At 69.8% G+C, this 13,671-nt stretch carries 10 protein-coding genes; 7 read left to right on the top strand and 3 right to left on the bottom strand.

Annotation, left to right across the window (positions count from 1 at the left end):
* The first annotated feature begins 198 nt into the window (after window positions 1-198).
* From KZ820_RS10445 to KZ820_RS10430, 4 genes are all read left to right on the top strand, one after another.
* Window positions 199-1,191, top strand: a complete 993-nt coding sequence (locus KZ820_RS10445; RefSeq protein ID WP_219748538.1) for a glycoside hydrolase family 43 protein — start codon at window positions 199-201, stop codon at window positions 1,189-1,191.
* Between the two features lie 128 nt (window positions 1,192-1,319).
* A complete protein-coding gene (locus tag KZ820_RS10440; protein ID WP_219748537.1) occupies window positions 1,320-4,136 on the top strand; it encodes a TonB-dependent receptor in 2,817 nt (938 codons plus the stop codon).
* 190 nt (window positions 4,137-4,326) lie between these two features.
* Window positions 4,327-4,668 carry an SWIB/MDM2 domain-containing protein gene (locus KZ820_RS10435; RefSeq protein ID WP_183924416.1) on the top strand — a complete coding sequence of 114 codons (342 nt, stop codon included), beginning with the start codon at window positions 4,327-4,329 and terminating at the stop codon, window positions 4,666-4,668.
* 118 nt (window positions 4,669-4,786) lie between these two features.
* Window positions 4,787-6,196, top strand: a complete 1,410-nt coding sequence (locus KZ820_RS10430; protein ID WP_219748536.1) for a M20/M25/M40 family metallo-hydrolase — start codon at window positions 4,787-4,789, stop codon at window positions 6,194-6,196.
* 208 nt (window positions 6,197-6,404) lie between these two features.
* Here the strand turns inward: KZ820_RS10430 and betI are convergent, their stop codons facing one another.
* Window positions 6,405-6,980 (bottom strand): transcriptional regulator BetI, encoded by a 576-nt coding sequence (gene betI / locus KZ820_RS10425; RefSeq protein WP_219748535.1) that lies wholly within the window; start codon window positions 6,978-6,980, stop codon window positions 6,405-6,407.
* A 47-nt stretch (window positions 6,981-7,027) separates the two neighbouring features.
* Between betI and KZ820_RS10420 the strand changes: the two genes are divergently transcribed.
* Both KZ820_RS10420 and KZ820_RS10415 read left to right on the top strand, forming a co-directional pair.
* Window positions 7,028-8,203, top strand: coding sequence for an aromatic ring-hydroxylating oxygenase subunit alpha (locus KZ820_RS10420; protein ID WP_219748534.1), 1,176 nt, complete (start codon window positions 7,028-7,030; stop codon window positions 8,201-8,203).
* A gap of 202 nt (window positions 8,204-8,405) precedes the next feature.
* Window positions 8,406-10,019, top strand: a complete 1,614-nt coding sequence (locus KZ820_RS10415; RefSeq protein ID WP_219748533.1) for a phytoene desaturase family protein — start codon at window positions 8,406-8,408, stop codon at window positions 10,017-10,019.
* Here the strand turns inward: KZ820_RS10415 and KZ820_RS10410 are convergent.
* A complete protein-coding gene (locus KZ820_RS10410; RefSeq protein WP_219748532.1) occupies window positions 9,991-11,298 on the bottom strand; it encodes an amino acid permease in 1,308 nt (435 codons plus the stop codon). The two genes, KZ820_RS10415 and KZ820_RS10410, sit on opposite strands and share 29 nt — an antisense overlap.
* Here KZ820_RS10410 and KZ820_RS10405 point away from each other — a divergent pair.
* Window positions 11,297-12,895, top strand: coding sequence for a tetratricopeptide repeat-containing sulfotransferase family protein (locus tag KZ820_RS10405; protein ID WP_219748531.1), 1,599 nt, complete (start codon window positions 11,297-11,299; stop codon window positions 12,893-12,895). The two genes, KZ820_RS10410 and KZ820_RS10405, sit on opposite strands and share 2 nt — an antisense overlap.
* Window positions 12,896-13,078: 183 nt before the next feature.
* On the opposite strand, the gene KZ820_RS10400 is transcribed toward KZ820_RS10405, so the two are convergent.
* A complete protein-coding gene (locus KZ820_RS10400) occupies window positions 13,079-13,519 on the bottom strand; it encodes a GAF domain-containing protein (protein ID WP_219748530.1) in 441 nt (146 codons plus the stop codon).
* Between the last annotated feature and the right edge of the window lie 152 nt (window positions 13,520-13,671).

Here is a 13,671-nt window from a genome sequence, read left to right as displayed (position 1 = left end):
CCCGACCGCGCCAATGGTACTATCGCTCAAGCGATGGAAGAGTAGGTCGCCGCCAGGCATTGAAGCCCGCGCGTTGAAACATATCCATCATCCAAGAACCCATTCACACACACCGCTCTCCACCACGATGCGGACCTGCGCCGGCGCGCGCGAGCGACCTCCTTGCAAAGTCAATGATTTACGCGTCATGCACCTAGCATGTCCCACGCGCTTCGCCTGCTCGCCATCGCCGCCATGCTGGTGGCCGCCTCGTCGACCCGCGATGTGCCACAGCGCGCGCTGCTCGACTCCGCACCCGATCCCTATGTCATCGCTCATGACGGCTGGTATTATGTCATGGCGACACGCGGCGACCGTCTCGCGATCCGGCGCACGCGAGACCTCGCCCGCCTTGACGACGCTGTCGAGACGACCGTCTGGCAGCCGCCCGCCAACGGCGCCAACGCACGATCGATCTGGGCGCCGGAGCTCCACCGCCTCAACGGTCGCTGGTATATCTATTACACCGCGGCTAACGCCGAACACGACGACGACTCCCATCGCGGCGTCTTCGTGCTGGAGAACCGCGCCAGCGATCCACTCTCCGGCCGCTGGGTCGATCGCGGCCGCGTCAACACGCGCCTGCCGGGGCTCGACGGCACCGTCTTCACCGCGCAAGGCCGATCCTGGTTCGTCTACTCGGCCTATGATGGGCCCGACAGCGTCCTCGCGATCGCGGCGATGCGCGATCCCTGGACGTTGACCGGATTCGAGCGCGTGATCGCGCGCCCCGACCGCGCCTGGGAGCGGCAGGGCGGCCGGCAGATCCTCGAGGGTCCCGCCTTCCTGCGCGGGCCGCGCGGCGATCTCATCCTCAGCTACTCGGGCAGCGCCTGCTGGTCGGACGGCTATGCCGTCGGCCTGCTCCGCGCGCGCGCCGACGCGAATCTGCTCGATCCCGCCAGCTGGACCAAGGCGGCGCGCCCGATCCTGGCCTCGAGCGCCGGCGCGCGGGTGTTCGCGCCCGGTCACAACGCCTTTTTCCAGCCTCGCCGCGGCGAGACCTGGATCGTCTATCACGCCAACAAGGCGGCGGGGCAGGGCTGCACCGCCCGCCGTGCTCCCCATGTCGCGCGCGTGCGCTGGAGCGCGGCGGGTCTGCCCGAGGTGCCACTCACCCAACGCGCGCTGCCCAGACCGCTCCACGATTGAGCGCATTCTTGCTTCAGGTCAGCAAGGTTGCCGCTACGCCTCGTCTATTTATCTGATAAGTAGCTGCTCTTGCGGACCGACGCGCGAAGCAGCGGAGGCGGCCCGACGACCATGTCAGGAGAGGTCCCATGCGCCACATGCTCGCGCTGTCCGTATCCCTGGTGGCGCTGACCGCCGCCGTTCCCGCGCTCGCCCAGCAGGGCAGCACGCCGCCCAACGCGCAGCAGACGCCGCCCCCGACCGACGCCGACGCGCCTGCGGGCAGCGATAGCGCGCCGCTTCCCGGCGCCGACGCGGTCGCGCCTCCCCCCGCCGCGCCCGATACCGCTGCGCCCGACACCGCGACCACCGGCGACGAGATCGTCGTCACCGGCATCCGCGCCAGTCTCGCGCGCGCGGCCGAGATCAAGCGCTCGGCGCCGCAGGTGGTCGACTCGATCGTGGCGCAGGACATCGGCAAGTTCCCCGATCCCACCACCGCTGCCGCGCTGCAGCGTGTGCCCGGCGTGCAGGTGACGGTCGGCGGCAACAACGAGATCGTCAACCCGCTCGTCCGCGGCCTGCCCGACATCCTCACCACGCTCGACGGCCGCGAGATCTTCACCGCCGAGGGGCGCGGATTTGCTTTCCAGGACCTGCCCGCCGAGGCGGTGGCGCGGGTCGACGTGTTCAAGTCGAACACCGCCAATCTGATCGAGGGCGGCGTGGCGGGCACGATCGACCTGCGACTGAACAAGGCATTCAACTACACCGAGCCGACGATCGCGCTGAGCGGGAAGCTCAACTACCCCTCGAACGCCGAGAAGCTCGGGCCGCAGGTGAGCTTCCTCGCGACCGATCGCTGGGACACCGGGATCGGCGAGATCGGCGCGCTGATCAACGTTTCCTGGTATGACATCCCCTATAACCGTCCGTACAATTACGTCGCCGACCGTCGGTCGGGCGCGGGCGGGCCGCAGGGGGCGAGCGGGCTGCTGTTGCCGATCTCCACCGGCGGGCTCAATGAATATGGCCGCTACCAGCGCCCGCAGGCCAACGCCTCGCTGCAATGGCAGGCCAGCCCCGCGCTGGAGGTCTATGTCGACGGCCTCTACTCGGCCTATCGCAGCAAGTTCACCACCGGCTTCTACGAATATCGGCTCGGTACCGCGACGAGCGTGACCGGGGTCGACCCATCGGACAATTGCTTCACCGCGCGGGTCGCGTCCGATGGCTTCAACCCGAACGCGACGACCCCCGCGAGCCAAATCACGCAGCAGAACCTCTGCGCCTTCAACGCCGCGACCTTCAACGACCTCGAGGCCTTCACCTCGACCCAGGCGCATGACAATCGCACCGACACCTGGCTCGCCGCGGGCGGCTTCCGCTTCGATCAGGGCCCGGCCAAGGCGAACGTGGACCTCAGCTACGAGCGGTCGATCACCAACAACGCCAATTTCATCGTCGACATCGGCAAGCGCGTGCCGAGCGTCACGCTCGGATTGACCAACGGCGACCAGACCGCCGCGGTCGCCGCCCCCAACAATCCGATGGCGGATCCGGCGGGCTACACCTTCATCAACGCGCTGTTCCAGGACTATTCGCGCGCCAGCGGCGGGCTGTTCGCGGCGAAGGCCGATGCCAGCTACGAGCTCGGCACGATCGTCAAGACGATCGAGGTGGGCGGTCGATATGCCGATCGCACCGCCAACTTCCAGCAGGTGCAGCTCGGGATCTCACCGCCCGGCGGCTCCTTCGCGACCCCGATCACCGCGACCGAGCTGCCGCTCGAACGCGCGCCGGGCATCCCGCAGATCAACAACGGTGCGCCCTTCCTGCTGCCCTCGCGCGACTATCTTCTCTCGAGCGCGGGGCAGGAGTCGCTGCGCGCCTTCTTCGGCGCACCCGCGGGGCAGCCGGCGTTCCAGCCGACGCGTCGGTTCGACGTCGCCGAGAAGAGCTACGCCGCTTACGCCCAGGCGGGCTATGAGGTGCCGTTCGGCGACGGCCCGGTGGTGCTCGATGGCCGCGTCGGTGTGCGCCTGAGCAAGACCGACCGCGAGATCAGCGGCACCGGCGAGGTGAGCGGCGCGCCGGTGACCAGCACGTCGCGGACGAGCGACACCGACTGGTTGCCGAACGCCAGCGCGCGGCTCCAGCTCGGCGGCGGTCTCCAGCTCCGCGCGACCTATGCCAGGACGCTGGCGCGGCCGGCGTTCGGGTCGCTCAACCCGGGGCTGAACTATATCGTCTCGACCAATCCCAACATCCGCAACAGCGGCTCAGGCGGCAATCCGCTGCTGCGCCCGCAGAAGTCCGACAGCTACGACGCGACGTTCGAATATTACTGGAAGGACGGCTATATCGCGATCGCCGGCTATTATCGCGACATCAGTGACCGCGTGCTCAACGCGACCACCGCCGAGGTGATCGAGGGCGTTACCTACAATATCTCGCGCCCGCGCAACGTCGGCACCGCCAAGCTGAAGGGGATCGAGGCCAGCGCGCAGACTTTCTTCTCCTTCCTGCCGGGTGATCTCGCCGGCTTCGGCGCGTTCGGCAATTTCACGCTGGCCGACTCCGAGGTGGGCGGCGACGATCCGCTCGCCGGCTACGCGCTCCAGGGTGTGTCCAAGTATAATTTCAACGCCGGCCTGCTGTACGATCGCAAGGGCATCTCGGCACGGGTCGTCTATACGTATCGCTCGAGCTACTTCGACGAGGACCGTACCGGTACCGGCGACGTCCGCCCGATCGATACCCCCGTGTGGCTCAACTATGTCCGCCCGAACGGCCGGCTCGATTTCAGCCTTGGCTATGACGTCACGAAGAACGTGACGGTGACGGTCGAGGGCAGCAACATCCTGCGCTCGCGCTATCGCAGCTACATCAACGAGGACTATCTATGGCGCGACACCCGCACCGACGACAGCCTCTACGCGGTCAGCGTGCGCACGCGGTTCTGAGCGACGGGGCGGCGGCGCCGAGCGCCGTCGCCTGGTCGGCATAGCGAGCGATTATCGCGCCGAGCCGTTCAGAAGGGCGGCGAGACGCATCGTTTCACTTGCAGCGGCGTTCGCTCCGTGGGCAGAGTGGGACGGCAGAGCATCGGCCGATGCGCCGTGGGGACCATTTCTGCGGAAAGAGGAGAGTGTGATGGCACGATCAGCGGAGAAGCGCGGCAAGGACGAGACCGCCGCGGCCGAGAAGAAGGTCAAGTCGACCGGCAAGGCCGCCGGTGGCGCACGCGGCGGCATCACCGCCCCGGTCACCCCGTCGCCCGAGCTGGCCGAGATCGTCGGCAAGAACGACCTGCCGCGCAGCGAGGTCGTCAGCAAGGTCTGGGAATACATCAAGAAGAACAACCTTCAGGACGAGAAGGACAAGCGCCAGATCAACGCCGACGCCAAGCTGGAGAAGATCTTCGGCAAGAAGTCGGCCAGCATGTTCGAGATGAACAAGCACCTCAGCGCGCACCTGAGCGCCAAGAAGGCCTGACCTGGCCTTGCGCCGGGCCGCGCATCGCGGATGCGACGCGGCCCGGCGCAGCGATCCCGCTTGCGTCCGCGGGGCCGTGCGATACGCTTTGTCCTCCAGAGACAAAGGGGCATCGTGCATGGCGATCGGGCGCAATCTCTTCCTTCTCGGCGCGGCGCTCGCGCTGATCACGACGCCCGGTCTGGCGCAGACGCCTTCATCGGACACCGCCGCGATCGGCTCCGACGCGCAGGCGCTCGATATCGCCAAGCGCGCGATCGCGTTCCGCAGCGTCGCCGGCGCGGGCAACCAGACGCCGCAGCTCGCCGCCTATCTCAAGTCGGTGCTCGTCGCCGGCGGCTTCGCCGACTCGGACGTGACGATCACCCCGGTGGACGACACCGCCTATCTCGTCGCGCGCTGGCGCGGCAGCGATCCGTCGGCCAAGCCGCTGGTCGTCTCGGGCCATATCGACGTGGTCGAGGCCAAGCCCGCCGACTGGCAGCGTGATCCCTTCACTCCCGTGGTCGAGAACGGCTACCTCTACGGCCGCGGCGCCACCGACATGAAGCTGGATGCGGCCGTGGCGATGACCGCGCTGCTGCGAATGAAGCACGCCGGCTTCAAGCCGCGTCGCGACATCGTGCTCGAATTCTCGGGCGACGAGGAGACGCGGATGAAGACCAGCGCGCTCATCGCCGAGCAGTTGAAGAACGCCGAGCTGGTGATCAACATCGACGGCGGGGGCGGGCGCTTCGCCGAGGACGGCAAGCCGCAGTTCTTCACCTGGAACGGCGCGGAGAAGACCTACGCCGACTTCGAGCTGACCGTCACCAACCCGGGCGGGCACAGCTCCGCGCCGCGGCCGCAGAACGCGATCAACCAGCTCTCCGCCGCCCTGGTGCGGATCGGGCAGTATCGCTTCACGCCGCAGCTCTCCGACGTCACCCGGACGTTCTTCCGCGAGGCGGCCAAGCAGAAGACCGGCGAGCTCGCCGCCGCGATGCGCGCCTTCGCCGAGAACCCGAAAGACGAGAAAGCGATCGCGGTGCTCGCCGCCGACCCGGCCTATGTCGGGCAGATCGGCACCACCTGCGTGTCGACGATGGTGTCCGGCGGGCACGCGCTCAACGCGCTGCCGCAGCGCGCCACCGCCAACATCAACTGCCGCATCTTCCCCGGCGTGAAGCCCGCCGAGGTGATGGCCACGCTCAAGCAGGTCGCGGCCGAGCCGGCGCTGACGATCCGCGACGTGAGCGAGGGATCGGTGGCCAACGATGCCTCGCCGATGCGACCCGACTTCGTCGCCGCGGTGACCAGGGCGGTGGGGAAGGCGTGGCCCGGCGTGCCGGTCTTCCCGAGCATGTCGGCGGGGGCGAGCGACAGCATGTGGTTCCGCTACCATCACGTGCCGAGCTACGGCGCGAGCCCGACCTTCATCAAGGAGTCGGACGATTTCAGCCACGGCCTCAACGAGCGCACCGAGGTGCGCAACATCGCGCCGGGGATCCGCTATTATGTGTCGCTGTTCGGCGACCTGGCGAAGTGAGAACGAGGGGGGTCCGTCGGCGTGATCAGCCGCCTGGGCGGGTGAGTAGGCAAGTCCGGATGAGACGCTCCGCCTGACCTCATACCGCCTCGGCGAACGCCGGCGCCCAGTTGGGGGACGCTGCTTGCTCCCACGAGGGACTTCCCGACTGGACCTCGGCGTGCGCCGGGGCGGCGGGACGTTTAGTCGCCGGACGCGCGCGCCCCCCTCACACCGCCGCCAGATACCCCGCCACCGCCGCGCGCGCCTCCGCTGCCGAGAAGGCGCCGGGCGACAGGCACAGCTCCAGCCACAGCCCGTCGACCAACGCGGTGAGCCCCACCGCCGCCATTCGTCGCTGATCCGCCGCCACGCCCGCCTCAGCCAGCAACACCTCCAGCCGCGCGCGATAACCGGCGTAATGCCGCGCGTGGCTCGCCTGCATCGCCGCGCCGCCCTGCGCCAGGCTCCAGAAGGCGATCCAGGTCGCGAGCAGCGCGGGGTCGGCGATCGGCGGCGCGAAGCTGGCATCGAGATAGGCCGCCAGCCGCGCTCGCGGCGACTCGCTCGCCGCCGCCACCGCCACCTCCAGCGCCTCGCTGACCTGCGCGGCGACATGGTCGTAGGTCGCCTCGACCAGTCGCTCGACCCCGCCGAAATGGTGCGTCACCAGCCCCGGCGACACGCCCGCTTCCGCCGCGATCACGCGCACTGAGGCGCCCGCCGCGCCGCGCGCCGCCAGCACGCGCGCGGTCGCCGCGATCAGCTCGGCGCGGCGTGCCTCGGGAGCGGCGCGCTTGCTCACGCCGCGGCGTTGTTATACGTTCGTGCAACAATCACGCGGGGGCCTCCATGCATCGCTCGACCGATCTGCCTTACGCCGATCCCGACGCGGATTGGAGCCTGCCCGGCTGGCTCTACACCGACCCGGAATATTTCGAGCTCGAGTGCGCGCGCGTGATCCGTCCCTCGTGGCAGATCGTCTGCCACGAGAGCGATCTCGCCGAGCCGGGCACGTGGCGGACGCTCTCCTATCTCGGCGAGCAGCTTGTCGCCGTCCGCGGCACCGACGGCGTGATCCGCGGCTTTCACAACGTCTGCCGCCACCGCGCGATGCGGCTGGTGGAGGGGGCGAGCGGCTGCGCCAGGAAGCTCGTCTGTCACTATCACGCCTGGGTGTACGAGCTCGACGGTCGCCTGTCGGGCGTGCCGATGAAAGGCGACTATCCCGCGCTCCGGCTCGAGGAGAACGGGCTCGCAGCGGTCGAGGTCGAGACGTGGCGCGGCTTCGTCTTCGTGCGGCTGGAGGATGACGGCGGGCCGAGCGTCGCGACGATGATGGCGCCGTATGACGCCGAGGTGGCGCCTTATCGCTTCGAGGAGATGCGCCGCCTCTCCGACGTGCGGGAGCGCGAACGGCGGGTGAACTGGAAGAACGTCGGCGACAATTACTCGGATAACCTCCACATCCCGGTCGCGCATGACGGGCTGACGCGGCTGTTCGGCAAGAGCTACGCGATCGAGGCGGCGGGCTGGGTCGACCGCATGTCGGGCGAGCTGGTCGAGCGCGCCTCGAGCGACTGGTGGGAGCGCTTCTACCAGACGCATCTGCCGCGCGTCGACCATCTCCCCGAGGCGAGCCAGCGGCGCTGGCTCTACTACAAGCTGTGGCCCAACATGGCGTTCGACATCTACGCCGACCAGATCGACTTCATGCAGTGGCTGCCGCTGACGCCGACCACCAGCCTGTTGCGCGAGATGAGCTTCGCGCTGCCCGACGAGCGGCGCGAGATGCGGCTGGTGCGCTACGCCAACTGGCGGATCAACCGCACCGTCAATGCCGAGGACACCTGGCTGATCGAGCGCGTGCAGGAGGGGATGGCGTCGTCGAGCTACACCGCCGGGCCGATCGGCGCGAGCGAGGTGTGCCTGCGCAGCTTCGCGGCCAAGATCCGCGAGCGCATCCCCGAGGCGCGCCAACACCGCGCCCCGCCGCCGGGCTGGTCGCGGCGGGTGCGCGGGGTGTGAAGGGGCCGCGGTAGGTTGGCGCAGGCACCCTTCACTCCACCCGATGCCGTCATCCTGAACTCGATTCAGGATCCACCGTGCCGCGAGCGCCGACGCACCTAAATGTGCGGGACGGTGGACAACGAGACGGGTTCGGGGCGACGTCAGTGGAGTGGGGAAACGGCGGGGCGAACACGTCCGAGGACACGAACAAGGGGGCACCATGACACAGCGCTACGACGCGATCATCATCGGCGGAGGGCATAACGGCCTGGTCTGCGCCTTCTATCTCGCGCGCGCGGGCCTCAAGGTGCGCGTGCTCGAACGTCGCCACGTCGTCGGCGGCGCGGCGGTGACCGAGGAGTTCCACCCCGGCTTCCGCAACTCCACCGCGAGCTACACCGTCAGCCTGCTGCGTCCCAAGGTGATCGCGGACATGAGGCTGCACGATCGCGGCTATCGCATCATCGAGCGCACGATCAGCAATTTCTTCCCCTTCCCGGACACCTATCTCACGCTCGGCGGGGGCACGCAGCGCACCCAGGCGCAGTTCGCGCGCTTCAGCCAGCGCGACGCCGACGCCTACCCCGCCTATGACGCCGCGCTGGAGCGCGTCGCGCAGGTGCTGCGCGACCTCGCGCTCGAGATCCCGCCCAACGCGGGCGGCGGGCTGTTCGAGCTGGTCAGCGCGGCGCGCCAGGCCTGGCCGTTGGCCAAGCTCGACATCGCCGCGCAGCGCGACCTGCTCGACGTCTTCACGAAGTCGGCGCGCGACTTCCTCGACGGCTGGTACGAGGACGACCACGTCAAGACCGCCTTCGCCTTCGACGCGGTGGTGGGCAATTACGCGGGCGTGTCGACGCCGGGCTCCGCCTATGTGCTGCTCCACCACGTCTTCGGCGAGGTGAACGGCAAGTACGGCGCCTGGGGCCATTCGGTCGGCGGCATGGGCGCGATCACCCAGGCGATGGCGGCGGCGTGCCTCGCCGAGGGCGTCGAGATCAGCGTCGAGGCGCCGGTCGCGCGCGTGCTGGTCGACGGCGGGCGCGCCGCGGGCGTGGTGCTGGAGAGCGGCGAGGAGATCGTCGCGCCAATCGTCGCCGCCAATGTCGGGCCGGCGATGCTGTACCGCCAGATGGTCGCGGGGCACGAGCTGCCCGAGGATTTCCGCCGCCGCATCGCCGGGTTCAAGATCGGCTCGGGCACCTTCCGGATGAACGTCGCGCTGAGCGAGCTGCCCGATTTCACCGTGCTGCCCGGGCGCGACCGCGCCGAGCATCACACCGCCGGGATCATCATCGCGCCGGGCATGGACTATATGGACCGCGCCTATGACGACGCGCGCGTCCACGGCTGGTCGCGCCAGCCGATCGTCGAGATGAAGATCCCCAGCACGGTCGACGACAGCCTCGCCCCGCCGGGGCAGCACGTCGCCAGCCTGTTCTGCCAGCAGTTCGCGCCCGAGCTGCCAGATGGACGTAGCTGGGATGACGTCCGCGAGCAGGTCGCCGACCGCATCATCGACACCGTCACCGCGCACGCGCCCAACTTCAAGGCGAGCGTGATCGCGCGCCAGATCCACTCGCCGCTCGACCTCGAGCGCAAGTTCGGGCTGATCGGCGGCGACATCTTCCACGGGCGGATGAGCCTCGACCAATTGTGGTCGGCGCGTCCGGTGCTCGGCCACGGCGACTATCGCGCGCCGATCCGCGGGCTCTACATGTGCGGCTCGGGCGCGCACCCGGGCGGCGGCGTGACCGGCGCGCCGGGCCACAATGCCGCGCACGCCATCCTCGCCGACCGCCGGCTCAGCGCGCGCTGGCGCCGCCGCGCCTGACCGCGAGATAGACCGGCACGCCGGCGAGCAGCAGCACCAGCGCCCAGCCGTTCGCCTCCGCGCCGAGCCCGTAGGAGAGCCAGCCGACGAACACCGCCGCGATCACACCGACGACGCGCGCGGCGGGGTCGTCGCGCAGCAGCTTCACCGCGGCGAGCGCGCTGGCGAGATAGGCCAGCATGCCCGCGGCGAGCGACACCGAGGCGACGAAGGCGAACAGGTCGCCCATGCCGCGGGTGAAATTGGCGAGCGTCACCGCGGTGACGAGCAGCCCCGCGACGACATGCGCGCGCGCCGGCGTGCCCTGAGCGGTCTCGCGCGCGAACCAGCGCGGGAAGACACCGCCCTGCGCCATCGCGCGCGGCACCTCGCCCTGGAGCAGCACGAAGCCGTTGAGCGTGCCGAGCGCGCTGATCGCGGCGAACAGCGCGACGAGCTGCGCGACACCGTCGCCGAATCCGAGCCCGAGGAACGCCGCGATCGGCGCGGGCGAGGCGGCGACGGTGGCCCGCGGCATCAGCGCGGTGATCGCGCTCGACACGATCAGGTAGATCGCCCCTACAGCGGCGGTGCCGATCAGCGTCGCGCGCGGCACGGTGCGGCGCGCGTCGGCGACGCGATCGGCCGGCACGGTCGCGGACTCGACGCCAAGGAAGCCCCAGAAGGTCAGCGCCGCAGCACCCGCGGTGCCCGTCACCGTCAGTGGCACTGCAACCTCATGCGACACGGCCGCGCCGCGCGTCAGCAGTAGCCAGGCGGCGAGCAGCACGACCGCGGCGAGCGGCACCAGCTTGATCACCATCGTCGTCATCTGCAGCTTCACCGCGAGGTCGACGCCGCGGATGTTGACCAGCACCGCCAGCCACACCAGCACCACCGCGGCGATCGCGGCGTGCGGCGCCAGCGCGGGGAAGGCGAGGCTGAGCGCGCTCACCACCGCCACCGCCACCGCGCCGTTGCCCGCCCAGACCAGCGTCCAATAGCTCCAGGCGGTAGCGAAGCCGATCACCGGGCCGAAAGCGGCATCGGCATAGGCATAAGGCCCGCCCGCGCGCGGGATCGCCGCGGCGAGCCGCGCGAAGACGAACGACAGCGTCATCGCCCCCGCGATCGTCACCACCCAGCCGAGCGTGGCGTTGGCACCCAGCGGCGCCAGCGTCGCGGGCAACAGGTAGATGCCCGAGCCGATCAGATTGCCCATCACCAGCGCCAGCACGCCCCAGAAGGTGAGCGCGCGGCTTGATCGCGCGGCCTCGGCGTGATTGTCTCGGTCTTCCATGTCCCTCGTGTCTGTCCGCGAACCCCGGCGTCTGCCGCCCCTGCTAGTCGACGCGGCGCTGGCGCTCCACGACAATCGCCTGGAGGTCGCCGAGCCGCTGCTCCGGAGCTATCTTAAGCGGGATCCGTTCGACGCGCGCGCGATCCGCATGCTCGCCGAGCTGGCGGGGCGGCTCGGGCGCAACCGCGACGCCGAGACGCTGCTGCGCCGCGCGCTGGAGCTGGCGCCCGGCTTCGCCGCGGCGCGCGCCAATCTCGCGATCGTGCTCTATCGCCAGAATCGCCCCACCGAGGCGCTGGCCGAGCTCGACGCGCTGCTCGCGATCGAGCCCGAGCATCTCGGCCACGCCAATCTCAAGGCCGCGGCGCTGGGGCGGCTCGGCGGCTTCGACGAGGCGATCGCTTTGTACGAACGCGTGCTCGCCGCCGCGCCCGCGCAGCCCAAGGTGTGGATGAGCTTCGGGCATATGCTCAAGACGGTGGGGCGACAGGCCGAGGGGGTCGCCGCCTATCGCCGCGCGATCGCGCTGCGGCCGGTGCTGGGCGAGGCGTGGTGGAGCCTCGCCAACCTCAAGACGGTGCGCTTCCCCGACGATGACGTCGCCGCGATGGAGCGCGCGCTGGCCGAGGCGGGCGACGACGAGGACCGCTTCCACCTCGACTTCGCGCTCGGCAAGGCGTGGGAGGAGCGCGGCGACGTCGATCGCGCCTTCGCGCATTACGCCGCGGGCAACGCGCTGCGGCGGCGCGGCATCGTCTATGACGCGGATGCGACCGAGGCGTTCGTCGACGCGAGCATCACGCTCGCCAACCCCGACTTCTTCGCCGCGCGCGCCGGCTGGGGCTGCGCGGCGCGCGATCCGATCTTCGTGCTCGGCATGCCGCGCGCGGGCTCGACTCTGGTCGAGCAGATCCTCGCCTCGCACAGCCAGGTCGAGGGGACGACCGAGCTGCCCGACCTGCCCGCGATCGCGCGGCGGGTCGGCGATTACCCGCAAGGCCTCGCCTCGCTCACCGCCGAGCGCGCGCGCGAGCTGGGCGAGGACTATCTGCGCCGCGCCGCGGTGCAGCGGCGCACCGACCGGCCCTACTTCGTCGACAAACTGCCCAACAACTGGGCGCACGTGCCGCTGATCCGCCTGATCCTGCCCAACGCCACGATCATCGACGCGCGCCGCGACCCGCGTGCCTGCTGCTTCTCCAACTACAAGCAGCATTTCGCGCGCGGGCAGGGGTTCAGCTACGATCTCACCGACATGGGGCGCTATTATCGCGATTATGTTCGGCTGATGGCGCGCGTCGACGCGGTCCAGCCCGGCGTGGTGCATCGCGTGATCCACGAGGAATTGGTCGACTCGCCTGAGCCGCAGATCCGCGCGCTGCTGGCAGCGTGCGGGCTGGCCTTCGAGGATACGTGCCTCAGCTTCCACGCGACCGAGCGCGCGGTGCGCACGGCCTCGTCCGAGCAAGTGCGCCAGCCGCTCTTCCGCGGCGGCGACCGCGCCTGGCGTCCTTTCGCCGCGCATCTCGGGCCATTGGAGGTGGCGCTGGGAGCGGTGATCGCGGCCTATCCGGAGGCGCCGGCCGAGGTAGCGTGAGCGGCGGGCGATGGCGCGAGGCGCTCGCCCGCGCGAAACGCTAGACCCAGACCGCCGTCATCCTGAACTTCTTTCAGGATCCCCATACCGCGATCGCCGCGGGCACCTGGTCGTGCGGCACGGTGGATCCTGAGACAAGCTCAGGATGACGCGTGATAGGTCAAATTCCGCGAGAACGCGCCGTCACGCGCCCAGCCGCATCGCGGCACCGCGGGCGAGCCGCTGCAACGCGCGGCATCGCGGCTCGGGTGGCGCGGCGCGCGGGCGCTGGTCGACCGCGCACAGCATGCCGAGCGCCGCGCCGTTCGCGTCGACCAGCGCCGCACCGACATAGAACCGCACCGCCTCAGGCCCCTGCGCGATCGGCATGCGCGCGAAACGCGCGTCGGCCTGGAGGTCGGGGACGCACAGCACGCTCTCCGGCTCCGCCATGCCATGAGCGCAGACGCATTCGTCACGCTCGAGCCCGTGCAGCCGCGAATTGAAGCGGCCGGCGACCCACAGCCGCTCGTCGACGATCGTGACGAGGGCGGCCGGCGTGCCGATCAGCCCAGCCGCCGCGGCGGCGATCTCGTCGAGCTCGTCGGCGAGGCGCTCCCAGTCGGCGCGCGCGACACGCGCCATCGACGGGGAAGGCGGAGGAGGGGCACGCAGGCTTGACCAGAGACGCATGGTGACTCGCCGGTGGAGGGCGTCTCGCTCTTAGCGCCCGGGCGTGAACAAGCCGTTCCGCCGTCGCTATCGGTAAGTTAACCATAGGCCGCTACCCGATCGGC

Source organism: Sphingomonas citri (assembly GCF_019429485.1).
Taxonomy (GTDB): Bacteria; Pseudomonadota; Alphaproteobacteria; order Sphingomonadales; family Sphingomonadaceae; genus Sphingomonas; species Sphingomonas citri.
Note: the sequence above shows the minus strand (reverse complement) of the source record. Positions and strands in the feature narration are given on the sequence as shown.